This is a genomic window from Chryseobacterium sp. UYP7 (genome assembly GCF_056279225.1).
Map to the genome: position 1 here is coordinate 581929 of NZ_JBWBQW010000001.1, position 23249 is coordinate 605177.

Annotated in this window: 21 protein-coding genes; 12 read left to right on the forward strand and 9 right to left on the reverse strand. The window is 35.9% G+C overall.

Annotated elements, in window-relative coordinates; all coding sequences use genetic code 11:
• Window positions 1-88: 88 nt before the first annotated feature.
• Entirely contained in the window at window positions 89-2608 is a 2520-nt protein-coding gene (locus ACZ9HT_RS02760; RefSeq protein ID WP_476038905.1) for an ATP-dependent Clp protease ATP-binding subunit, read from the reverse strand.
• A gap of 388 nt (window positions 2609-2996) precedes the next feature.
• On the opposite strand from ACZ9HT_RS02760, the gene ACZ9HT_RS02765 reads away from it, so the two are divergent.
• The 3 genes from ACZ9HT_RS02765 to ACZ9HT_RS02775 are packed head-to-tail and all read left to right on the forward strand — an operon-like array spanning window position 2997 to window position 5512.
• Complete coding sequence (locus tag ACZ9HT_RS02765) at window positions 2997-4094, forward strand: glycosyltransferase (protein ID WP_476038906.1); 1098 nt, start codon at window positions 2997-2999, stop codon at window positions 4092-4094.
• Window positions 4095-4130: 36 nt separating this feature from the next.
• Window positions 4131-4550 (forward strand): SufE family protein, encoded by a 420-nt coding sequence (locus tag ACZ9HT_RS02770; RefSeq protein ID WP_476038907.1) that lies wholly within the window; start codon window positions 4131-4133, stop codon window positions 4548-4550.
• Window positions 4547-5512: a glycosyltransferase family 9 protein gene (locus ACZ9HT_RS02775; protein ID WP_476038908.1), complete on the forward strand. Its 966-nt coding sequence runs from the start codon at window positions 4547-4549 to the stop codon at window positions 5510-5512. The genes ACZ9HT_RS02770 and ACZ9HT_RS02775 overlap by 4 nt, the downstream gene beginning before the upstream one ends.
• Window positions 5513-5573: 61 nt before the next feature.
• Here ACZ9HT_RS02775 and ACZ9HT_RS02780 read toward each other — a convergent pair whose 3' ends face one another.
• The 5 genes from ACZ9HT_RS02780 to ACZ9HT_RS02800 form a co-directional block, all read right to left on the reverse strand.
• The gene (locus ACZ9HT_RS02780) at window positions 5574-6656 is read right to left on the reverse strand and encodes a mannose-1-phosphate guanylyltransferase (protein ID WP_476038909.1); all 1083 of its coding nucleotides are present in this window, start codon (window positions 6654-6656) and stop codon (window positions 5574-5576) included.
• A gap of 2 nt (window positions 6657-6658) precedes the next feature.
• Window positions 6659-7249: a SprT-like domain-containing protein gene (locus ACZ9HT_RS02785; RefSeq protein WP_476038910.1), complete on the reverse strand. Its 591-nt coding sequence runs from the start codon at window positions 7247-7249 to the stop codon at window positions 6659-6661.
• Window positions 7250-7285: 36 nt separating this feature from the next.
• A complete protein-coding gene (locus ACZ9HT_RS02790; protein WP_476038911.1) occupies window positions 7286-8635 on the reverse strand; it encodes a TolC family protein in 1350 nt (449 codons plus the stop codon).
• Between the two features lie 66 nt (window positions 8636-8701).
• Complete coding sequence (locus tag ACZ9HT_RS02795) at window positions 8702-10492, reverse strand: MutS-related protein (RefSeq protein ID WP_476038912.1); 1791 nt, start codon at window positions 10490-10492, stop codon at window positions 8702-8704.
• Window positions 10493-10498: 6 nt separating this feature from the next.
• Complete coding sequence (locus ACZ9HT_RS02800) at window positions 10499-10888, reverse strand: hypothetical protein (RefSeq protein WP_476038913.1); 390 nt, start codon at window positions 10886-10888, stop codon at window positions 10499-10501.
• 62 nt (window positions 10889-10950) lie between these two features.
• Here ACZ9HT_RS02800 and ACZ9HT_RS02805 point away from each other — a divergent pair, with 62 nt between their 5' ends.
• Window positions 10951-11163, forward strand: a complete 213-nt coding sequence (locus tag ACZ9HT_RS02805; RefSeq protein WP_476038914.1) for a DUF4160 domain-containing protein — start codon at window positions 10951-10953, stop codon at window positions 11161-11163.
• Between the two features lies 1 nt (window position 11164).
• Window positions 11165-11401: a DUF2442 domain-containing protein gene (locus ACZ9HT_RS02810; RefSeq protein WP_476038915.1), complete on the forward strand. Its 237-nt coding sequence runs from the start codon at window positions 11165-11167 to the stop codon at window positions 11399-11401.
• Window positions 11402-11516: 115 nt separating this feature from the next.
• Here the strand turns inward: ACZ9HT_RS02810 and ACZ9HT_RS02815 are convergent, their stop codons facing one another.
• The 3 genes from ACZ9HT_RS02815 to ACZ9HT_RS02825 form a co-directional block, all read right to left on the reverse strand.
• A complete protein-coding gene (locus ACZ9HT_RS02815; protein WP_476038916.1) occupies window positions 11517-12920 on the reverse strand; it encodes a nucleoside recognition domain-containing protein in 1404 nt (467 codons plus the stop codon).
• A gap of 91 nt (window positions 12921-13011) precedes the next feature.
• Window positions 13012-14058: a PA0069 family radical SAM protein gene (locus ACZ9HT_RS02820; RefSeq protein WP_476038917.1), complete on the reverse strand. Its 1047-nt coding sequence runs from the start codon at window positions 14056-14058 to the stop codon at window positions 13012-13014.
• Window positions 14059-14186: 128 nt separating this feature from the next.
• Window positions 14187-14381: a hypothetical protein gene (locus ACZ9HT_RS02825; RefSeq protein WP_476038918.1), complete on the reverse strand. Its 195-nt coding sequence runs from the start codon at window positions 14379-14381 to the stop codon at window positions 14187-14189.
• Between the two features lie 192 nt (window positions 14382-14573).
• Between ACZ9HT_RS02825 and ACZ9HT_RS02830 the strand changes: the two genes are divergently transcribed.
• The 7 genes from ACZ9HT_RS02830 to ACZ9HT_RS02860 all read left to right on the forward strand — a co-directional run bounded on the left by ACZ9HT_RS02830 (window position 14574) and on the right by ACZ9HT_RS02860 (window position 23223).
• Window positions 14574-16685, forward strand: a complete 2112-nt coding sequence (locus ACZ9HT_RS02830) for a prolyl oligopeptidase family serine peptidase (protein ID WP_476038919.1) — start codon at window positions 14574-14576, stop codon at window positions 16683-16685.
• A gap of 582 nt (window positions 16686-17267) precedes the next feature.
• Window positions 17268-18203 (forward strand): DUF559 domain-containing protein, encoded by a 936-nt coding sequence (locus tag ACZ9HT_RS02835; RefSeq protein ID WP_476038920.1) that lies wholly within the window; start codon window positions 17268-17270, stop codon window positions 18201-18203.
• A gap of 443 nt (window positions 18204-18646) precedes the next feature.
• Window positions 18647-19282, forward strand: coding sequence for a class I SAM-dependent methyltransferase (locus ACZ9HT_RS02840; protein WP_476038921.1), 636 nt, complete (start codon window positions 18647-18649; stop codon window positions 19280-19282).
• A 74-nt stretch (window positions 19283-19356) separates the two neighbouring features.
• Window positions 19357-21117, forward strand: coding sequence for a DNA mismatch repair endonuclease MutL (gene mutL, locus ACZ9HT_RS02845; protein WP_476038922.1), 1761 nt, complete (start codon window positions 19357-19359; stop codon window positions 21115-21117).
• 5 nt (window positions 21118-21122) lie between these two features.
• Window positions 21123-21854 (forward strand): rhomboid family intramembrane serine protease, encoded by a 732-nt coding sequence (locus tag ACZ9HT_RS02850; protein WP_476038923.1) that lies wholly within the window; start codon window positions 21123-21125, stop codon window positions 21852-21854.
• 9 nt (window positions 21855-21863) lie between these two features.
• A complete protein-coding gene (locus ACZ9HT_RS02855; RefSeq protein ID WP_476038924.1) occupies window positions 21864-22841 on the forward strand; it encodes an endonuclease/exonuclease/phosphatase family protein in 978 nt (325 codons plus the stop codon).
• A gap of 1 nt (window position 22842) precedes the next feature.
• Window positions 22843-23223 carry a hypothetical protein gene (locus tag ACZ9HT_RS02860; RefSeq protein WP_476038925.1) on the forward strand — a complete coding sequence of 127 codons (381 nt, stop codon included), beginning with the start codon at window positions 22843-22845 and terminating at the stop codon, window positions 23221-23223.
• Window positions 23224-23249 lie beyond the last annotated feature (26 nt).

The following is a 23249-nucleotide window of genomic DNA, read 5'->3' on the forward strand; positions in this document are numbered from 1 at the left end:
CGGTCTCTTTTTCTATTAAATTTAATTAAGAATAAAAAAACCTTGTCAAATTAAATTGACAAGGTTTACTATTTATATTCCGAAGAATCTATTTCGCGTTCTGTTTCTTTTTAGAAGTTGAACCTTCCAGTGAATCTTTCGCTTCGTTTAATTTTAAAACAACGGTTTCACCTTCAACCAGTTGCTTATTTACCAACATTTCTGCTAATAAATCCTCAATGTACTTTTGAATAGCCCGTTTCAAAGGTCTGGCTCCAAAATCTTTGTCCCAGCCTTTTTCGGCGATAAACTCTTTAGCATCATCCGTCAATTCAACGGTGTAGTTCAGTTTTTCTAAACGTTTGTACAATTTGGCCAACTCCAGATCGATGATTTTCGAAATGTGTTCCTTTTCTAAATTATTAAAGATCACAATATCATCAATTCTATTCAGGAATTCTGGTGCGAAAGCTTTTTTCAAGGCATTTTCGATCGTACTTCGTGCTCTTGCATCGGTATTTGTTTTCTTCGCTGTTGTTCCAAAACCAACACCGTCGCCGAAATCTTTTAAATCCCGCGTTCCAATATTGGAAGTCAGGATAATGATGGTGTTTCTAAAATCAATTTTTCTACCTAAAGAATCGGTTACAAAACCTTCATCTAAAATTTGCAGCAAAATGTTGAAAACATCTGGATGCGCTTTTTCAATCTCATCTAAAAGTACAACTGCATAAGGTTTTCTACGAACAGCTTCCGTTAATTGTCCACCTTCTTCATATCCAACATATCCCGGAGGCGCTCCAACTAATCGGGAGATCGCGAATTTTTCCATGTACTCACTCATGTCAATTCTGATAAGTGCTTCATCGGAATCAAAAAGTTCTCTCGCCATTACTTTTGCCAGCTCAGTTTTACCAACACCAGTTGTTCCCAAGAAAATAAAGGTTCCAATTGGTCGGTTTGGATCTTTCAATCCAGCCCGGTTTCTTTGAATGGCTTTTACTACTTTTTTCACCGCTTCTTCCTGTCCGATCACTTTGCCGTTAAGCATTGTGTCCATTTGTGCAAGCTTATCGAGTTCGTTTTTACCTACTTTGGTAACAGGAATTCCACTCATCATAGAAACTACTTCTGCCACACTTTCTTCGGACACGACTTCTTTCTTTTCTTTCACATCTTTGTCCCAAATTTCCTGCGCAAGGTTCAGTTCGATCTGCAATCTTTCTTCTTCATCCTTCAGTTTTCTGGCTTCAAGATAATCCTGAGCTTTTACCGCTTTTTGTTTTTGGTCCTTGATCTCTTCGATTTTCTTTTCGTTTTCGATAATCTCATTCGGAACTTTCATGTTTTTGATATACACTCGCGATCCCGCTTCATCCATCGCATCAATTGCTTTATCGGGTAAGAAACGGTCTGTAATATATCTTGCTGTTAAATTCACACAAGCTAAAATCGCATCATCTGTATAAGTTACGTTGTGATGATCTTCATATTTATCTTTGATCTGATTCAAAATAAGCACGGTTTCTTCAACAGAAGTCGGTTCAACCATTACTTTTTGAAAACGTCTTTCTAAAGCGCCATCTTTCTCGATATACTGTCTGTACTCATCCAGCGTCGTTGCACCAATACATTGGATTTCGCCTCTCGCTAACGCAGGTTTAAACATGTTTGAAGCATCTAAACTTCCAGTAGAACTTCCCGCTCCAACAATGGTGTGCAGCTCATCGATAAAGAGAATCACATCGCGACTTTTTTCGAGTTCCGTCATGATCGCTTTCATTCTTTCTTCGAACTGACCACGGTATTTTGTTCCCGCAACTAAACTCGCAAGATCCAAAGTGATCACCCTTTTTCCGAAGAGAACTCTCGACACTTTTTTCTGCTGGATTCTTAAAGCCAGTCCTTCTGCAATTGCAGATTTCCCAACTCCAGGTTCACCAATTAATAGTGGGTTATTCTTTTTTCTTCTTGATAGAATCTGAGAGACTCTTTCAATTTCTTTTTCACGACCTATCACAGGATCCAGTTTCCCATCTCGGGCTAAAGAAGTTAAATCCCGCCCGAAATTATCCAGGGTCGGCGTTTTACTCTTGCCCGTTCCGAGATTTCCGGTCGGTTTTCGCATTTGTCCGAATTCCTCTCTTTCTTCATCGTCATCGTATGCGCTCATCTTAGGATTTTGTCCTGTGTTTTTAAGCATTGACTGATATTCCTTTGTTACGCTGTCGTAATCAATATCATACGAGCTTAAAATGTTAGTCGTTGGGTCTTCAGATTTATACAATATTCCCAAAAGAAGATGTACGGTATTTATTTCAGAACTTTGGTATTGTCTACATTCGAGTTCCGAACGTTTTACCGCTTGATCTGCCATTTTGGTGAATGAAATTTTATCGCTTCCGGCTAAAAAAGGATTTAAACTTGTTACCGATAAAGTTTCTATCTTTCTTTTTATTTGTGTTAAATCTGCGCCCAGACTATTCAAGATCTCTTTTGCAGAATTGTCGGATTTGATCACTCCCAAAAGGAAATGCTCAGTGTTCAGAAATTCACTCTGCAAGCGTCTTGCTTCGTTTTTACTGTGTTTGAAAACTTGGTCCAAACCATTTGAAAATTTATGATCCATATTTTTTTCTCAATCTAATATTAAAGATAATTAAAAGTCTTTAATGATATAACCAAAGTTACAAATACTTTACCAAAAATATTTAATGACTTTATGGCAGATTAAAACTTGAGTATCTCGAACAAAATGAGTACGTTTGTTTTCCTAAAAAAAATATCATGTCCCTAGAAATTACGGATCTTCTTGGTTATGGTGCTTCGTTTTTTATTGTACTTAGTTTTGCATTAAAGGACATCGTAAAAATTAGAATCGTCAATCTAATTGGCTGTTTTTTGTTTGTCCTCTACGGAATTTTTAGTAATTATCTTTGGCCGGTTATCATTCCAAATGGTATTTTGTGTTTCATTCAAATTTATCATCTGCTGAAAAAGAAGTAAATTTTTTATTTATGAAAGTGATTGTATCTGCATTCAGTAATCTCTATACTGATCAAAGAATAGAGAAAGTCTGTAACACCCTGCATAAAAATGGGTATGAAGTACTACTGATTGGTAATGATTGGGGTGGTGCAGGAGAAATGGTTCGGCCTTACGAATTTAAACGCATCAATCACCACACGAAGTCCCTTAAAATGGCTTACCCGGAATTCAACATGAAACTTTATAAGGAACTCGGTAGACTTGCAGATTCCAGTACCATTCTTTTAGCCAATGATCTTGATGCTTTATTGCCTAATTACCTTATTTCCCGAAAATTAAAAATTCCACTCGTATTCGATAGTCACGAAATTTTTACGGAGATGCCTGCATTACAAGGTAAATTTACGCAAAAGATCTGGAGGTTATTAGAACGTAAACTCGTTCCACATATTAAATTTATGATGACCGAAAGTGTGAGCTATGCAGAATGGTTTTCGGAGAAATATGGAGTTAAACCGATAGTGGTCAGAAATATTCCAAATAAAATTACAGAAAAAATAGAGTTTCCTAATAACTCTCCAAAGGTAATTATTTATCAAGGCGTCATTAATCAATCCCGTGGAATTTCGCAGGCTATTCTTGCGACAAAACATATAGGTAATGTTGTTCTTAAAATCGCGGGTGATGGACCCAAAAGGATGGAATATGAAAAACTTGTCAAAGACGAAGGTTTGGAAGATAAAGTTCAGTTCCTTGGAAAATTAATACCATCAGAACTTCGAAAATTTACGATAAAAGCAGATGTTGCTTTAAGTGTTGAAGAAAACGGTGGTGTGAGTTATCTTTATTCTTTGCCCAATAAAGTTTCAGATTGTATCCAGTCTAGAGTACCCCTGGTTTTAATAAATTTTCCAGAAATGATGCGAGTTTATAATCAATTCAAGGTCGGAGAAATAATAGAAAACCATGATCCGGAAAACATTGCAGCTAAAATAAAAATCGTTCTTGATAATGGGAGAGAATTCTACCAACCTGAACTTGAAAGAGCTGCCGCCGAACTCTGTTGGGAAAAGGAAGAACCAAAAATTATCGAACTCTTTAAAAACGTAAAAACCGAAAATTTCTAAAATCCATTTCTTACCTTTGTACAAAGAATTTTTATAATGACCCTTAAAGAAAAACAACAGGAAATAGTAGATGAATTCGCCTTTCTTGAAGATTGGGAACAGAAATACGAATATATAATCGAGCTTGGAAAAGAATTAAAAGGACTGCCTGACAATAAAAAAACAGACGATAACTTAATCAAAGGTTGCCAGTCTAAAGTTTGGATAGATGCTAATTTTACAGATGGTAAATTAAATTTTAACGCTGATTCTGACGGAATTTTACCCAAAGGAATTGTGTCTCTTCTCGTTTCTATTTACAGCGGTCACTCCACGAAGGAGATCTTGGATTCTGATTTTGAATTCATCTCCGAGATCGGTTTACAGGAATTTCTATCACCTTCCCGTGCTAATGGTTTAATGGCTATGACTAAGCAGATTAAATTTTACGCCGTAGCTTATCAACTTAAGAAGTGACCCGCATTTTAACATATAGATTTTCTGCATTCGGTGATGTTGCCATGATCGCACCCGTTTTTCGGGAAATTTTGGAACAGAATTCTGATTTAGAAATTATTTTGGTTTCCAGAAATAACTTTCGTGCTTTGTTTGATGGCATTCCAAATCTAATTTTTAAAGGAATTGATATTGATGATTACAAAGGTTTTTGGGGAATGCGAAAACTCACCAACGAACTTACTAAAGAATTTCGTCCAAATATGGTCGCTGACCTTCACAACGTGATTCGGACGAAAATCTTAGATACCATTTTCAGGAAAAGAGGTTACCCAGTTTTTGTTGTCGACAAAGGAAAAGAAGACAAAGAACATCTTACAGATATTTGGAATTTAGAAAAGAAACCGCTAAGGCATACGACAGAACGTTACGCAGATGTCTTTCGGGAAATGGGATTTCCCGTAACACTTTCTAATCAATACCGATCTAAATCTATTTTAAAATCCGGCATTGGTTTCGCGCCATTTGCCCAGCATAAAGGAAAAATGTTACCGCTGGAGAAGTCTTTTGAAGTAGCTAAAATACTCTCCAAAAATCATAAAATTTATTTCTTTGGTGGCGGACCATCAGAAGTTGAAACTTTAGATCATTGGGTAAGCCAAATTCCTAATTCAGAAAACGTAGCGGGAAAATTAACCTTAAAAGAAGAGCTTCAGAAAATTTCACAACTGCAAACCATGATCTCTATGGATTCTGCAAACATGCACCTGGCAAGTTTGGTGGGAACACGCTGCGTATCGATCTGGGGATCAACACACCCTTATGCCGGCTTTCTGGGTTACGGACAAAGTGAAACAGATATCATCCAGGTGAAAGATCTCACGTGCAGACCCTGTTCTGTGTTTGGAGATAAGGAATGTTATCGTGGAGATTGGGCGTGCCTGGAAGAGATTGATATTCAGAATATTATCGATATTGTCTAATTCAATAAAATTAAAAATCCTTCTAAATACTAAAAGGATTTTAAAATTTATCTAATGGGTTTTAAAGAAAATTTTCCCCTTGTTTCAAAGCCCGAAGATCCTGAATGTATTCTTTCAAAAGCTGATCATTTTCTCGCGGACAGATCAAAAGTGCTTTATCAGTGTCCACCACAATATAATTTTCGAGACCGTCGATTACAACCGCTTTACTCTGATTTTTTATTTTGATCAAATTTCCTTTCGAGTTGTAATTGAGGATATGACGGGATTTTACCGCATTCTGATGTTCATCTTTATCTGAGTTTTCATAAATGGAATTCCAAGTTCCCAGATCGCTCCAACCCAGATCCGCGGGAATAACAAAAACATTTTTTGCTTTTTCTAAAATCCCATTATCGATGGAGATCTTATTTACTTTTGGATAAATTAGATCGATACACTGTGTTTCACCTTCCGAATTATAGTCGCAGCTTTCAAAATTCTGAGCCATCTCGGGTAAAAAAGTTTCGAAGGCAGACAGGATAGATCGTACGTTCCAAATAAATATACCGGCGTTCCAAAGAAAATCACCACTTTCAAGAAAAGTTTTCGCAATCTCCAGATCTGGTTTTTCTGTAAAAGTTTTAACTTTAAAATACTCAGAATTCTTCTTCTCAACAAACTGAATGTATCCGTAACCCGTGTCCGGACGTGTTGGTTTAATTCCCAAGGTAATGAGATAATCATTCTTTTCTGCCAGATTAAAAGCGAGTTCGGCTTTTTTTAAAAATATATTTTCTTTCAAGATCAAATGATCCGCTGGAAGTACGATAATATTAGCGTCATTATTTTTTATGGCAATCTTTTTTGCCATATAAATGTTGCAGGCAGCCGTATTTTTCATCATCGGTTCTCCGACAATATTTTCAATTTTTAATTCAGGTAACTGCTGTTCTGTCAGAGAAACGTATTCTTTATTGGTGATGACGTAAATGTTTTCTACAGGAACGATCTTACGAATTCTATCATAAGTTTGCTGGATCATTGTTCTGCCAGTTCCTAAAATATCTTGAAATTGTTTCGGGTATTTCTGCGTGCTCATTGGCCAGAATCTACTTCCGATTCCTCCCGCCATGATGACGCAGTAATTATTTGATTGTGACATTATTAACTTAATTTTTCTACTCTCGCTAATGGTTTGAAAATATACTTTTTCTGTGTGTCGAGATTTACACAAAGATAGTTTTTTTTACGTTTGTCTTCTATGAGGTAAGTCTGCTTTTTGTAAGTAAAATGGTCTCCTGCATTTAGATCTTCAATATAAGAACTTTCATCTTCATAATCTTCGATATGAAAATATCTTACAAGATCCGGACTCGCCATAAAGTTAGCTTTCGGAGATTTTGAAAATTTTAAAATAATGGATTTTAGATCGTCTGCGTAAATTGGAAGACTTTCCAAAAGCATTATTCTGAATGTATTTTTCCATTCTAATCCATGCGGAGAAATACGGTTTCCGAATTTGTCAAAAGCAATAAGATGTGCTAATTCATGCGTTAAAACGAAAAAGAAAAGTGGTGGTTGAAGCGTAGAATTAATTGTGATCTGGTGCGATTTGTCCGGCATTTTCCTGTAATCACCAAGCTTTGAATTTCGGCCTTTCGTTACTTTAATATGAATGGAATAGTCGGCAAACCAAGTCTTGAGATAAGGAAGCGTGTTTTTCGGTAAATATTTTTCTAAAAGCGAAATCGACATAGGTTACGATGATCCTTTAAAATAATGAGGAATTTGTTATAAAGATAAAGGAATTCCCGCGTAGAAATTAAGCAATTTTAAACTAAACAGATAATTAAATTTAGACTGTGCGACTGATCCCTGCGCATTTGCCAGATTATTTCGGGCGTTGCTCAGGTCGTAGATCGTAGTTCTTCCTGCCTCAAAACTTTTTTGAGCGAAATCTAAAGCTAAAGCACTACTTTTTTCTGCTTCAACAGCGGCGAGATAACTCTCGTAATTGCTTTCTGAATCGAACTGTGCCTGTTGTACATTTTGCTTGATGGTTTGTTTGCTCTGCTCTAAATTATTTTTCGCTATATCTTCATTAATTTTCGTTTGCTCAACCTGTAGGCGTGTAATTCCCTTATTAAAAATAGGAATGTTAGCCGATATTCCTATCTGTTGTCCGAAATTATCTTTGGACTGACTAAAAAAGTTTTGTTCCTGCAGTGGAACATTATTCACACTATCATATCCACGAAGATTCGTCGTCAAAGAATTAAAATAGAAGGTTCCAAATCCAGCAGAAGCTGAAATGGTTGGCCAAAAAGCAGTACGGGCAACCTGCGTTTGTGCATCTGCAGCAGAAATCCGACTTTGTGCAGCTTTAATTTCTGGCTGATCTGTAGTTGCTTTTTCTAAAATATTTTCTGCGGAGTACAGCGGAGCATCCAGTTGATCTTCCACGGGAACATCTACAACATCAAAATCTTTGTAATGAGGAAGCTGAAGCAATTGTGCGAGCGCAAATAAACTTCTATTCACATTGATCTGGGCATTCTGCACATTTTGTTTTTCCCGTGCTAAAGCTGCTGTAGCTTCTGCCAGAACCGTTTTTGCAGTCGTTCCAACGTCGGTTGTAATTTTGGATCTGCTATAAACATTTTGAGAATTTTCCAGACTGCTATTGGAGATTTTAACAATTTCTTTGTTTAATAAAACCGATAAATACTGTTGAGCAATTTGTAATGAGATATTATTTTTGATCGCCTCTGTGTCGAATTTGCTGGCTTCTACATCAAACTCCGTTTTCCTGATCTGTTTCGCCAATCTTCCATAGTTGAAAAGGAGCATGTTCGCACCAACATTAATATTGTTGTTAAAATTATCGTTTCTCGCTGTCTGAGTTCCTACCAGTTGTTGTCCGAAATTACTGTTCGTCTGCACCGTTCCGGAAACAGAGGGCAAATAATCCCGTTTTGCAATACTTAAGTTTAAATCCTGGTTCTTATTATTTAAACCACTTTGTTGCACCTGCAAATTATTTTCCACCGCATAACTCACGCATTCCTGAAGAGTCCATTTCTTCTGAGAAAAAGCAAAAACTGAAAAGAGACTCAGCAAAAAAAGGGCAGATTTCTTCATGATTTATTTTAAAGAATAAGACGATAAATTTGCCGAATTGTTACAAATGGCACTTTGATTTAATGATTAAACATCAATGATCCCAAACTTTCTCATCAAATAAATGGCATTCATACTTTTTGTAACACCATTTTGAAGTTTATAATCAGTCTCCAGTTCACCATCAATGTTTTGAAGTTCGAAGCAATAATTCCTTACTTTCATAGGAAATTTATCTTCTATTTTTGTTAGCTCCAGATCGTGTGTCGCAATAAGACAGGAGAAGAGAGAATGGCTTTTCATTAATTTTTCCAGGAATAATTCTGAGCCCGTTAATTTATCCTGAGAATTGGTTCCTTTTAAAATCTCATCTAAAATAATAAACTGAGGTTCGCCTTTTTCTAAATTCTCAACTAGTTTTCGCAGCCGAAGAATTTCAGCATTAAAATAAGATGTTCCGTCGCTGAGAGAATCGCTCGTTCGCATCGATGTAAAAAGCTTCATCGGAATAAAACTGAATTCTTTCGCCGCAACCGGACAACCGATCATTGCTAAAACCAAATTGATTCCAACCGTTCGCAGAAATGTACTTTTACCCGTCATATTCGCGCCGGTAATAATTGAAATCTCTGTATTTTCATCGATCGTGAAATTATTAGAAACTACTTCTTTTTGAAATAATAATGGGTGAATCAATTCTTCTGTTTCAAATTTTACACCTTCTGTTTTAATTTCGGGCAGGATGTAGTCTGGGTTTTTAAATTTAAAAATCCCTAGCGAAATTAAAGCTTCAAATTCTGCAAAGGCCTCAAACCATTGTGGCAGATCCTCATCGATATTGTTAAACTGGTTTTCAATTTTAATAGTGAAATTAAGATTCCACAAGAAAAAATTATTCAGAATAACGCCAATATTACTTTGGCCACTTTCGTAATTCCGAAGCAGTCGAGCTAATTTTTCGATTTCTTTGCGGGAAGATTTGCTTTTCCCGGATCTGAGTTTATTTTGAAGTGACTGATTGAGTTCTTCCTTAAAATCTTCCTTTTCAATGTGAGAGAAAACATTCAGAAACTGCTCATATTGATTCGAATCAAAAGAAAGCTTTTCGCCTAAATCCGCCATTTTTTCGCGATAAATATGAAGGACAATCCGGGAAATAATTAAAATCCCAACTAACATTAAACCGATAAATGCTCCAGATATTGAGGTGAATATTGCTAAAAGCACAGTGACAAAAGTCAGAAGCGGAACTGCAATTGTTGTGATCTTTGCCAAAACGGCATTATTAAAAACCGCATCTGATTTTTGTGGATGTCTGATTACTCCTTTTATTTCCATCGACTTCGCCAAAGTCAAAAAATGAATATTCCAGGCCGTCTTTTCCGATAATTCTGCTATCGATTTTTGTCGTTGAATTATTTCTTTTTTTGAAACACCTGGATTTAAAAGGAACTCTTTGAGTTTATCTTTACCTAAAGGTGTTTCACCGTAATTAAGATAACTGAAGAGCGAGTTTTTACCCAGAATATCCAGATCTTTTGCAAAAGAATGTTGATCAATATCTTCCTCAAAATCTAAACCTGTATCGAATTCTGTTTTGTTGATGATTTCATCTCCAATATGCAGATAATTTTTATAGAATTTTAATTCTTCTTTTACATTAACAAGAAAATATCCTAAAATAAAGAAGCCGACAGTAAAGAAAATCCCTAAATATAAATGACTTTGAGATCCACTTTCAAGGATGAAATATTTTAGGAGAAAGAACGTGATCAAAAGGAAAACAACAACACGGATCCAACCTAAAACGGTCAATTTTTGTTGTAATTTTTGAAGAGTCTCTTTTTTTTGAGATAGTAATATTTGTAATTCGTCCATCCAATTTTAAGCTTTTTTCAATTCACCAATTCTGGAAACGATCGGCAAGGAGAAAATTCCACTTTTCTGTAAATACTGTTCGTAAAAGATTTTTGCTTTTTCGGCATAATCGGAATTTGGATTTTCTTTGTTTTTATAGTAAAAAAGATGTCCAAGCAATTCGAAGTAAGGAATATGATGACCGTTTTCTTTCTCATTGATGAGTTGTAGGATTTCTTCTGTGGGTTTAGAAGCCAATGTCTCAAAATCCATCTTGAAGGTGTCGTTCATGTTCGTATCAAAAATTCTTTGAAGTTCTGTAAGATCGCCCTCGTTTTTCCCGCCAATAATCATTTTTGAAAGAAATTCTGAAAATTGCTTTACAATTCTGATGATGTAATCTTTATCGTGTATCATTTTTAAAAATTTGTCAAATGTAAAAATAATTTCAGAAGGAATTCTTTATATTTGAATAAAAAATGCCGACGATTCTCTCAGTTAACGGATTTAGATTTTTCTTTTACAGTAACGAACATTTGCCGATTCATATTCACATTGAAAAAGGAAATGCAATTGCAAAATTTAATTTAATTCCTTTAGAATTTGTAAAAAGCAGTAGATTTTCTGCAAAGGATCTTAAAGAAATTCGGCTCATAATTGAGAATAATATCAACTTTTTAATTGAAAAATAGAATGAATACTTTAGCAATAAATAAGTCAAACAAGGCAATCTCATTAAAATTTGATGATGGAAAAATGATTATTTCTTTAGAAGATGGCAGAGAATTTTCCGTGCCGTTGGAATGGTTCTCCTCCTTACGAAAAGCCTCAAAAAAACAACTTGAAAATTGGCGGTTTATCGGTGACGGGGAAGGAATTCACTGGGAAGAATTAGACGAAGATATTTTAGTGGAAAATCTATTAAATTAATCTTATTCAAAACACTAATGTCACAAATGAATACGCACAATTAAACGCTAATTTTTTAAAATTAATTTGAATTCATGTTATTAGTGAAAAAAATTCGTGCAATTAGTGTTTAGAACTACGCGAAAAATATATAAGCCAAAATTACGGATGTTATAATTCCAACCAGATCTGCCAAAAGCATCGCAGTCACCGTATATCTTGTGTTTTTAATTCCGACTGCTCCAAAATATACCGCAATCACGTAGAAAGTTGTATCCGAGCTTCCCTGTAAAACTGCAGCCAATCTTCCCTGGAAACTGTCTGCACCAAAAGTCTGCATGGTATCAACCATCATACCTCGCGCGCCAGATCCGGATAGTGGCTTGATCAAAGCGGTTGGTAATCCGTCAACAAATCGCGTATCGAAACCAACAACCATCGCAACCCATTTCATACCATCGATCAAAACATCAAAAACGCCCGAAGTTCTCAACAAAGAGATCGCGATCAACATTCCGACTAAAAAAGGAATAATTTTTACACACGTCCAGAATCCTTCTTTTGCTCCATCGATAAAGGCATCAAAAACATTGATCTTTTTATAAAGTGCCCCCAAAACGATAGCGAAGAAAATCAAAAGGATAATTCCGTTACTCAATAGCATACTGAAATTATCAAGTCCTTCTTTGCTTAAACTCACTAGGTAAACAACTAATAACGCAATTATGGCAGCGATTCCACCAACATAAGCAATGACAACGGGCTGTAGTAAATTAATTTTTTGATAAAGCGAAACCACGATCATTGCGGATAATGTGGCAGCAAAAGTCGCAATCATACATGGTAGAAAAATATCGGTCGGCGTTTGAGATCCCATCGATGCCCGGATCGCAATAATAGAAACCGGAATCAATGTTAATCCTCCCGCATGCAAGCACAAAAACATAATCTGGGAATTGCTCGCCCGGTCTTTGTCGGGATTTAAGGTTTGCAAACTTTCCATCGCCTTTAATCCAAACGGCGTTGCAGCATTGTCAAGTCCTAATAAATTAGCGGAAAAATTGAGCAACATATGTCCGAAAGACGGATGGTTTTTCGGGATTTCCGGAAAGAGTTTAGAGAAAAAAGGCTGAATCATTCTGGATAATAAATTAATTCCGCCGGCTTTTTCCGCGATGCTCATGAAACCCATAAATAAGGTCATGATTCCAATTAAACCCAAACAGATCTTTACTGCAGTTTCAGAAGTTCCAATAACACCATCGGTTTGCTGAACGCGATAAACGGCAACCTGAGATTGGGCAGAATCGGTTTTATAGTGAATTCTATCATCTGTAAAATCAGATTTTGAAAGTAAACCCTGCTTAATTAAAGGAGAAAATTCGTTGATTTTTTTTGAAGCGATTTGAACCGTGTCGCCACTTTTCCCAACGACCATATCGTTGTAGATCGCGTTGTAATTATCGGATGTCAAATATTTAACACTTGCTACCAGGATCGCCACGATAATAAAGCCACTCCAAATTCTGCTGAGAACCATTTTGAAAATTTTGTTAAAAATAACTAAAAACTTTATTTAATAGGCTTAACAACAGAAATTTTATTGATTTTGAGCATTTTATTCATCTTTACTAAAAGAGTTTAAGCTGCTGTTCTTTTGTCCCTGTAAAATTTTCTGTACAAAGTTTAGGAAATTCTTTATCTGAGAAAAATTTTCTTTTTCCCAAGGCAAAAGTGTTGTGAATCATTTCTGCAATATTCCCTTCGCCTTTATACCGTTCGTGAAATCTTTTGTCACCTAGATTTCCACCACGAGTCGAACGAATCAAATTTAAAACTTTCTGGGCTTTGTCTGGAAAATTAGCATTGATCCAATGAACAAAAACAGGTTCCACCGTATCATCAAGACGAACCAAAGCATATCCAAATTTTAAGGCACCCGCATCCGAAATTGATTTTAAAATACTAAGACTTTCGTCACTCGTTAAGCCCGGAATTACCGGAGCGACCATTACGCCAACCGGTATTTTATTTTCTGTAAGCGTTTCAATAGCTTTCAATTTATTTCTCGCCGTTGAAGTGCGGGGTTCCATTTTTCTCCGAATTTCTTCATTCATCGTCGGAATACTGAAGGAAACGGAAACAAGATTTTGTTCTGCCATAGGTTTCAACAGATCTAAATCCCGTAGAACCAAAGCGTTTTTCGTCAATATAGAAACCGGATGGCGATATTGTAAACAAAGTTTTAAAATTTGGCGCGTGATCTCAAACTGCCGTTCTGAAGGTTGATAGCAATCGGTGTTTCCCGAAAGCATAATGGTTTTGGGCACATAATTTCTTTTCTGAAAAAACTGCTCTAACAATTGCGGTGCATTTTTTTTCACCATGATCTTTCTTTCGAAATCGGTTCCTGCGGAGAATCCCCAGTATTCATGAGTCGGTCTAGCAAAACAATAGGAACAACCGTGTTCGCAGCCTTGGTAAGGATTCAGGGAATATTCCATCGCAAGATCCGGACTTTTTACTTTGTTGACAATTGTTTTTGGAAAGACTTCTGTAAATTTTGTCTTGGTGTTGATGAAGTCTTCTTCTTCTTCAGGCTCAAAAGTGTAGCGGTCGAAACGGTTAATTTCGTTTCGCTGTGCACCTTGCCCTTTTTTAAAGTTTTCCGCAGACATTTTAATTCTTATTGTTTCAAAATTAAGAAGATATTTCTTTCTGATAATTAACTTTTAGATTGTAATTATCCACAAAAAAATCCTGTCTCAATTGAAGACAGGATCGTAAGTTATGGTTTTTTAATTTTTTATTGCATCGCTAAAAATTCCACGCCATCGTGGTTTTCCTCTTCTTTTCTTTTGTCAAAATGGCGGTGAAAATCAGAATAGTAATCGTTGTAATCTTTACTCTTTTTTAGTAAAAATCTACGCACTCCAAATAATCCCAGGCCTATTAAGATGCCGATGCTTCCTGCCAATAAAATTCCTGTTTCCTTTTTCATTGTAAAATTTTGAATTATAAATCTAGCAAATTGTATTCCTTAAAAATACAAATAAAGTTTAAAGTCTGTTAAAATTGATTTGAAAAGGATTAATCTTTTGTTAAGAATAAAATCAGACCTCCATAAATTAAGATGCGTTGCAGACTTTTAGCTTTCAATTAAAATTGGTATTTTTGAGCAAATCCTTGATTTATGAATATTAAAATCTTTACAGTTGGTGTATCTGCGTTATTGCTTGCATCCTGTGCGTCACAAAAAATGAGCAGTTTGAAATATCCCGAGACAAAAAAAATCGATCATGTAGATGAATACTTTGGAACCAAAGTAAATGATCCTTACCGCTGGTTAGAAGATGACCGTGCAGATGACACCAAAGACTGGGTGCAGCGTGAAGTTAAATTTACAAACGATTACCTCGCCAAAATTCCTTTCCGCGAAGAGATTCGCAGTCAGCTGAAAGATATCTGGAATTATGAAAAGATCAGCGCACCTTTTAAAGAAGGAGATTATACCTATTTCTATAAAAACGATGGACTTCAGGCACAATCCGTTCTTTACCGAACAGATAAAGCGGGCAACACTGAAGTGTTTTTAGATCCTAATAAATTCTCGGAAAAAGGAACCACATCGTTAGCTGGAGTGTCCTTTAATAAAAAAGGAAATTTGGCAGCTTATTCTATTTCTGAAGGTGGAAGTGACTGGAATAAAATAATCATTATCAATGCATTAACCAAAGAAGTGATCGATGAAACCATTATCGATGTAAAATTTTCCGGCGCGTCCTGGTTAGGTGATCAAGGTTTTTTCTACTCGAGTTACGATAAGCCAAAAGGTTCAGAGCTTTCGGCAAAAACAGACACTCATAAAGTGTATTTCCATAAACTCGGCACAAAACAGGCGCAGGATAAATTGGTGATCGGTGGCGATAAATTCAAACGCAGATATATGGGCGTTGGCGTTTCTGATGATGAACGTTATCAGGTTTTAAGTGCTTCTGAAGCCACAAACGGAAACGAACTTTATATTAAAGATTTAAAAAGTAAAAAAGATTTTATTCCGGTTCAAAAAGGATATGATTTTAATACCGAATTTATCGATTCCAAAGGCGATATTATTTACGCTCTAACCGATAAAAACGCACCGAATATGCGCCTGGTGAAATTCAATATCAACAAACCCGATGTCTGGACCGATGTTATTCCGGAAACTGAAAATGTACTCAGCGTCTCTACAGGCGGCGGTTATTTATTCGCGAAATATATGAAAGATGCTGTAACCTCTGTAAAACAGTTTGATTACAAAGGCAAGTTGATCAGAACGATAGATTTGCCTGGAATAGGCACAGCAAGTGGCTTTGGTGGTAAGGAAAAAGAGAAAGATCTGTATTTTTCTTTTACTAATTATATTACGCCGGGCACGATCTACAAATACAATTCAGAAAACGGAAGTTCGGAAGTATATCAAAAACCGAATGTCAAGTTTGATCCGGCAAATTATGTTTCTGAGCAGGTTTTTTACTATTCACCGGACGGAACAAAAATTCCGATGATGATCAACTACAAAAAGGGCCTGAAACGCGACGGAAAAAACCCGACGATTCTCTATTCTTACGGTGGATTCAATATCAGTTTACAACCCGCTTTTTCTGTAGTCAATGCGATCTGGATGGAAAACGGTGGGATTTACGCCGTTCCAAACATTCGTGGTGGAGGCGAATACGGCAAGAAATGGCATGATGCCGGAACCAAAATGCAAAAGAAAAATGTCTTCGATGATTTTATAGCGGCTGCAGAATATTTGCAAAAAAATAATTACACCTCCAAAGAATATACTGCGCTTTCGGGCCGGTCAAATGGTGGACTTTTAGTGGGTGCAACCATGACCATGCGTCCGGATATCGCAAAAGTTGCTTTCCCGGGAGTTGGTGTTTTAGATATGTTGCGCTACAATAAATTTACTGCCGGAGCGGGTTGGAGCTACGATTACGGTACCGCCGAAGACAGCAAAGAAATGTTTGATTATCTCGCCTCCTATTCTCCCGTTCAAAATGTGAAAAAAGGCGTTTGTTATCCTTCGACAATGATCATTACCAGCGATCACGACGATAGAGTAGTTCCCGCGCATTCCTTTAAATTTGGGGCAGAACTGCAGGAAAAGCAATCCTGTAAAAATCCGGTTTTGGTGCGAATTGAAACCAATGCTGGTCATGGCGCCGGTAGAAGTACCGATCAGGTAATCGGGGAGAATGCAGATATCTTAAGTTTTGCACTTTCTGAAATGGGATTTAAAGAATTGAAGAAATAGCAGAAGTTAATCTTGGGAAAGGTGCTCAATAATCATTTTTATTTGGGCAGCTTTTTCCATCCTCCACTCCCGCTTTTTTGCTCGTTCCTCCCAAAAAGAGCTCCATTCAGGCTGGGCTGCGAGGTTTTATTATATACTACAAGTGTTTTTTACCTAAAAAAGTTTCTCCAAAATATCCAAAAAAAAGCTCAAATGTAAAACACTACAATAATCTAGTACGACTGGTCAATTTTATTTCAAATAGGCATTTCAATACGTCAAAGAAGTAATGAAAAACCTCGAGAATCAACGCAGTACCTCAACGTTATCAACATGAACTTCACAGAACTAACCAAGTAATTCAATAAAGCTTCGTAATTCTTCATAATGTAGATGAAGTTCTTCATGGTGATAACGAAGTTCTTCATTTGGGAGACGGAATGATTCTGGGGAAGACTTAAAAATATCAACGAGTTTGTTTATATATGTTAAAGTGAGAAGTTTGCGGTAATGCAAATCTATTGTCGATTTTTACAATTAGAGATTTTTATATTAAAGACTAAACTTGTAAATTTGATAAAATACTATTTAATCAGATATTTTATGCAAAAATACTATCCTATAATTATTATTCCTAAATACTTTACTAATATAATTAACAATAATAATTATTCGCCTATTAAGCCAATAGAAGTTGAATTTCCGAGATTAAGTTCAGGTATATTCAAAATTTTCAATCAAGAACCCGATCAAGAACAAATTAAAAATTACCTAAAAAAAAAGGAGAATTATGAAAAAGATCTAAAAAAATATTATTTAAACATGAAACTCTACAATTCTGATGCTCAAACTTATATTAAGAATGAGAAATTACAGAAATTAAAACTTGAAATAGATTATTCAAGTGATTTTATTCAGAACGATGATTATCGAAAAGGTTTTTCACATGATTCTTTTAAAGGTATCATGGCACTTAACTTTAATGAAAGTTTTGATTTGGATAATTACGATAGTATCTATGAAAATTTATCTATTAAATCTAAAAATACATATGTAGATATTCATGATAAATCTGCAGAGAAATATGAGAGTTTTGAATTTGTTGACTATAATACTTTTGAAGATTCAAAGCCAAGAGGTAAATACGTTACAGATTTCACAGTAATTCGCGATAATTTAAAAGTCGTAATTGAAATTGATGAGCCATATTCATTAAAAACTAAAAAGCCCTTTCATTTATCTGATGCAAAAAGAAATAAATTTTTTCATGATAATCTTTGGGTAACAATACGATTTTGTGAAGAGCAAATTTTAAATAATCCTTTAGAATGTTGTAAAATGATCAAGAGTTTACAAAATGGAATTTTAAACGTCGATCTGAGTGAATTAAAAAGAAATTATTTATCTTTTCCATTAGTAAAAAAGTGGGATAGGGAGAGTGTTAAAGATTTAATAAAAAATAATTATAGAGAATCGTTTATAAAAGATTATAATGATGATTTGGAACGAATTAGAATTAGGCGTTTAAGAAACACGTGATTTTTTTACCACATGAAACAAAAAGAAATTTCAGAATTCTACTATTAAACTAGCACAAAGTTGTTTAGATAGTGAACGAAGTATTTCATAGATAGATTGAAGAAATTAAATATTGTGACTAGGATTTTTTATCGCCGATCTTGGTTTTCAAATCCATTCCTTAGTCTAATATTCTAATTATTTCAATTTCTGCATGAAAAACTAGATGATAAAATATTATATGCTTTCCTGATTTTAGGCTAAAGTTACCAATTATTGTAAGCGTTCAGGTTGTTAAATTAAATATTTATGGTTTAGTTGATGATTGATCACCTCTAATTTCTTCCACAAAAACAAAAGCAAATTAATTATTTTTACCGCATGAAACAAAAAGCGGTTTCTGATTTTTACGATGAATATGTGCAGCGCCAACTAAAAATTGGAGCGAACGAAAGATTGGTTTCTTGTATAAAAGACTCCTTAATTTAGGCTCGAAAGAAGATTCCAAAGTCTTGGAACTGGGTTGCGGCGTAGGAATTTTCACCAAATTGTTATCGAAAAAATTAACGGCAGGGATTTTAGAATCCGTAGATCTTAGTGAAAAAAGCATCGCTGTCGCAAAGAAAGAATTAAAAGGGAAGAATAATATTCTTTTAGATGTCGCCGATGTTGTAAAATACCAACCTCAAAATTCAGACTTCGACTTTATCACTTTAATGGATGTGATTGAGCATATTCCCCTTGATCAGCACGAAGAGTTATTTCAGAATTTAGCGAAGATCTGTACCGACAAAACCAGGATCGCCATTAATATTCCGAACCCGCAATATATCGCTTACGCAAGACTTAATCATCCCGAAAGTTTACAGGTCATCGATCAGGAAGTGGAATTATTTCCGCTGATGAAGCATTTAGAAAAACATGATCTGGAAATCATTTTCTTTGAAAAGTACGGCATTTGGGAAGTAGATGATTACCATTTTATGGTGATCCGAAAAAAGCAAAAATTCAGACTAGAACACCTCTCAGACCAAAGAAATATTACCGAAAAAATTTCAAAAAAAGTTTCAGACAAAATCGACGGGATCAAGTATAAATAATTGGGGAAAAGTATTTCAGTAAATAATTCCATAAACCCCTTTCGAATCACTATTTTTGTGGCGATTATTTAAATATGTCAGATATTATTAAACTTTTACCCGATCATGTTGCCAACCAGATCGCCGCTGGCGAAGTGGTGCAAAGACCTGCATCTATCGTAAAAGAACTTATGGAAAACGCTATAGATGCGGATGCTACAAAAGTAGAACTCATTATTCGCGATGCGGGAAAAAATCTTATTCAGGTTGTAGATAACGGCAGCGGAATGAGCGATACCGATGCGCGACTCGCCTTCGAGAGACACGCCACTTCTAAGATCAGCACAACCGAAGATATTTTCCGGATTTCTACAAAGGGATTTCGGGGTGAAGCTTTGGCTTCTATCGCGGCAGTTTCTCAGGTAGAATTGAAGACGAAGACCAAAGATGCCAAAGCTGGCACTAATATTTATATTGAAGGCGGTGGTTTTCAGTTTCAGGAACCCATTCAAACCATGGAAGGTTCGAACTTTCTCGTCAAAAATCTTTTTTATAATGTTCCGGCGCGTCGAAAATTTCTCAAAAATAATAATGTCGAATTCCGGCATATTATTGATGAATTTCAGCGTGTAGCTTTAGCACATGAAAATGTTGATTTCGAACTTTTCCATAACGACGATGTAATTTTCAGACTAAGAAAATCCAACTTACTCCAAAGAATAATTGAGATTTTCGGACGAAAACTGCAGCCACTTTTAGTTCCGATCAGAGAAGATATGGGCTGGGTAAAACTGAATGGTTTCGTTGCAAAACCCGAAGGAGCCAAGAAAGTTCGGGGTGAACAGTTTTTCTTTGTCAACGGAAGGTTTTTCCGGAGTGCTTATTTTAACAAAGCAGTTCAGGAAGCTTTTGACGGCTTACTTTTACCCGGATATATCCCGACCTTCTTTCTATTTTTAGAATTGGGTCCCGAAAAAGTTGATGTAAATATTCATCCCCAAAAAACAGAGGTCAAGTTTGAAGATGAAAATCTGATTTTCGCTTTGGTGCGCTCTACCATCAAAAGATCGCTCGGAATTTACAATGTTGCTCCAAGTTTAGATTTCGAAAAAGACAGTGCGATTGATGCTTTCGTTCATCAAAGCAATAAATCGGGCAGTTATAAATCTCCGGAAATTACGGTTGACCGAAACTACAATCCTTTCTTAGAAGAAACGGTTTCTGCAGTTGAGAAAATTGCAATGACCGAAATGTATCAGCAAAATAATTCGGCAGAGCCGTCGAAAATTAATCTTTTTGAAGACGAAGATTTCGATGAAGATCTAATGCGTCTTCCGAACGGTTACTGGCTTTTTAATAAAAGTGGCAAAACCCTGATGCTCGATCTGGGCAGAATGCACCGATTGATCGTGAGCGAAAGAAACGGCAAGAAAAAGCGCGGCAACGAAAAACAGACTTTGCTTTTTTCTCTGGAGTATCACATGAACGAAACTGAAAAAAATAAGTTTCGCTCCATCAAAAAGTTTTTGCCTGATCTGGGTTTCGAAATGATCATCGCCAACGATAATGTTTTGCGGATCGATGCCGTTCCGGAAGGATTAAAGGAAACGCAGGTCATGAAATTTATGGAGCAGCTTTTCGAAATTTTAGAATACAAAACAGAAGAAGAGTTCCTTCATTTTTATCACAATCAATGGAATAAAATTCAAAGCAAATCCAGATTTGATTTCCTCTATAAAATTGATGCAGAACAAGTGATCCGCGACTTTACCGCATTAGGATTCCCCGACTATCTACCGTCTGGAAAAAGATGTTTTATAGAAGTTCCGCTGGATGAATTAAAAAATAAATTTTAAAAAATATGTTCAATACGATACCGCCAATTACCCGAAACTTAATCATCATAAATGTTATTGTTTTCATCGTTTTCTCGTTGCTCAGCAACCAGGCACTTTATATGAAGTTTGCGGCTTTTTACCCTTTTTCTCCGTATTTCAGATCATGGCAGATCATTACGCACATGTTTATGCATGGTGGTTTAATGCACATTCTTTTTAATATGTTCACCCTTTACAGTTTTGGACCGGTGCTGGAAAGAGTTTTAGGCGAAAAAAAATACGTCATTCTTTATTTTGTGAGCGGACTTGGCGCTTTTTTTCTTTTCAATTTGTGGAATTTTATCGAGGTTCAGCAGATCCAGTCCAGTTTAGAAAGTTTCGGCTTTAATTTAAGTGGCTTTTTATCTGGCGAAAGTGTTTCTTTTAAAGGAAATGCCGCCGCAATTGCGACACAGCAAGGACTTGTTGATAATTTACAATCTATAATTTCCGTTCCAATGGTCGGAGCATCCGGAGCGATATTTGGAGTGATAGCGGCTTTTGCAACGTTGTTTCCAGATGCAGAAATTGGGATCATGTTCATCCCAATTCCCGTAAAAGTAAAATATGTTTTACCCGTGATCGTTGGAGGTTCTATTATTTTAGGAGTTACCGGAAACGTTGGAGGGATCGCGCATCTTGCCCATGTTGGTGGTGCACTTGTAGGTTTTCTTTTAGCGTTGTACTGGAAGAGAAACCGCTTCCAAATTAATTAAGAGCTTGAAGTGAAGATCCTGAGATTTTTTTTAGTGTTGATGCATCTTTTTGTCATTGTTCTTCTTTTTGGGACTTTGCTAAATGATTATGTTTTACCAAAAACCTTTCCGTGGTTTAATCTGCTTTCTTTGGCGTTCCCGATTTTAATGATCATCAATATTCTGCTCTGTTTGTTATGGATCATTTTACGTAAAAAGAGAGCGTTTTTTTTTATTTTAATATCATTGTTATTATTTAATCCTGTGCAGAGATGGGTAAACTATACTTCAAAAATAACAGAAAAACCGAACCTGAAAATTGTCACCATGAATATAAAAAGTGGCATAATGGGGCGGGAAAAGATCTACGACTATTTAAAAGCTACAAATGCTGATATCATTTTCGGACAAGAATATGGCAGCGAATTTAAAGTTCCCGGTTATGAATACAGAACGGATAAGTACGAAATTGTCGCCATTAATTCGAAGTATGAGATCCTGAAACAGGAAAAATTAGCCACCAGCGGAAATGGCAATGCTTTTTATGCAGATATAAAAATTAATGGAAAAGTAATTCGCATCATCAATGTATATCTGAATCCGTTCTCCTTTGATAAGGCGAAGGTAAAACCTGCCGAAGATCTGGAAGAAAATAAAGTCAAAATAATGTATGTTCTAAGAAGATTAATTCCTACCTTCAAAATTCATCAGGACGAGATTCAAGATATTCGGGGAGCAATCGATAACTCGCCGTATCCTGTAATTTTAGCGGGAGATTTTAATTCGGTTCCTAATTCTTACGAGTATTACAATTTGGGTAAAGGCTTAACCGATGCTTTTGTGGGAGTAGGAAGAGGAAGTTCAACCAGTTTTCACGATTACAAATTTCCGATCAGGATCGATTATATTTTTACTTCCAAAGAAATTAAGCCAATCAGTTACCGTGTGGATCGCAGTGTGAAATTATCGGATCATTTTCCAGTGATCGCAGAATTCAAAATAGATTAATATGAAAAAGATCTTTGTGTTTTTTATTTCTATAATGATGATTTCCTGTACGAAAAAAGAAGCTGCAAAGAAGTTCAGCGTGCAGGACAATTCTTCAGTAGCACCTTATGATACCATTGCGATAGATTCTTTTTCAACAGGCGCGATCTCTGTAAATATTGCCAGAAAGATCAAGATGTCATCTCAGATCTATCAGGATTCCTTAAAGAATGTCCGAAAAAAGCTGGATGCTGAAAAATTACTTCAGAAAGAAACCGATGAAAAGAATAAGGCAGATAAAAAAGCAGAAGAAGATAAGAAAAAGGCGGAAGCTTCAAAATTGAAAAAGGAGAAAACCAAAGAAATGGAAGCTCCCGCAACTCAGAGCTTACCAAAGCCATAATTTCTTTATATTTGAATTCAGTAAAA

Excerpts from the sequence above, each read along its gene's own strand:
- ACZ9HT_RS02760 (WP_476038905.1), bottom strand. The coding sequence starts at position 2,608 with ATGGATCATAAATTTTCAAATGGTTTGGACCAAGTTTTCAAACACAGT.
- ACZ9HT_RS02765 (WP_476038906.1), top strand. The coding sequence starts at position 2,997 with ATGAAAGTGATTGTATCTGCATTCAGTAATCTCTATACTGATCAAAGA.
- ACZ9HT_RS02770 (WP_476038907.1), top strand. The coding sequence starts at position 4,131 with ATGACCCTTAAAGAAAAACAACAGGAAATAGTAGATGAATTCGCCTTT.
- ACZ9HT_RS02780 (WP_476038909.1), bottom strand. The coding sequence starts at position 6,656 with ATGTCACAATCAAATAATTACTGCGTCATCATGGCGGGAGGAATCGGA.
- ACZ9HT_RS02785 (WP_476038910.1), bottom strand. The coding sequence starts at position 7,249 with ATGTCGATTTCGCTTTTAGAAAAATATTTACCGAAAAACACGCTTCCT.
- ACZ9HT_RS02790 (WP_476038911.1), bottom strand. The coding sequence starts at position 8,635 with ATGAAGAAATCTGCCCTTTTTTTGCTGAGTCTCTTTTCAGTTTTTGCT.
- ACZ9HT_RS02795 (WP_476038912.1), bottom strand. The coding sequence starts at position 10,492 with ATGGACGAATTACAAATATTACTATCTCAAAAAAAAGAGACTCTTCAA.
- ACZ9HT_RS02800 (WP_476038913.1), bottom strand. The coding sequence starts at position 10,888 with ATGATACACGATAAAGATTACATCATCAGAATTGTAAAGCAATTTTCA.
- ACZ9HT_RS02805 (WP_476038914.1), top strand. The coding sequence starts at position 10,951 with ATGCCGACGATTCTCTCAGTTAACGGATTTAGATTTTTCTTTTACAGT.
- ACZ9HT_RS02810 (WP_476038915.1), top strand. The coding sequence starts at position 11,165 with ATGAATACTTTAGCAATAAATAAGTCAAACAAGGCAATCTCATTAAAA.
- ACZ9HT_RS02815 (WP_476038916.1), bottom strand. The coding sequence starts at position 12,920 with ATGGTTCTCAGCAGAATTTGGAGTGGCTTTATTATCGTGGCGATCCTG.
- ACZ9HT_RS02820 (WP_476038917.1), bottom strand. The coding sequence starts at position 14,058 with ATGTCTGCGGAAAACTTTAAAAAAGGGCAAGGTGCACAGCGAAACGAA.
- ACZ9HT_RS02825 (WP_476038918.1), bottom strand. The coding sequence starts at position 14,381 with ATGAAAAAGGAAACAGGAATTTTATTGGCAGGAAGCATCGGCATCTTA.
- ACZ9HT_RS02830 (WP_476038919.1), top strand. The coding sequence starts at position 14,574 with ATGAATATTAAAATCTTTACAGTTGGTGTATCTGCGTTATTGCTTGCA.
- ACZ9HT_RS02835 (WP_476038920.1), top strand. The coding sequence starts at position 17,268 with ATGCAAAAATACTATCCTATAATTATTATTCCTAAATACTTTACTAAT.
- mutL (WP_476038922.1), top strand. The coding sequence starts at position 19,357 with ATGTCAGATATTATTAAACTTTTACCCGATCATGTTGCCAACCAGATC.
- ACZ9HT_RS02850 (WP_476038923.1), top strand. The coding sequence starts at position 21,123 with ATGTTCAATACGATACCGCCAATTACCCGAAACTTAATCATCATAAAT.
- ACZ9HT_RS02860 (WP_476038925.1), top strand. The coding sequence starts at position 22,843 with ATGAAAAAGATCTTTGTGTTTTTTATTTCTATAATGATGATTTCCTGT.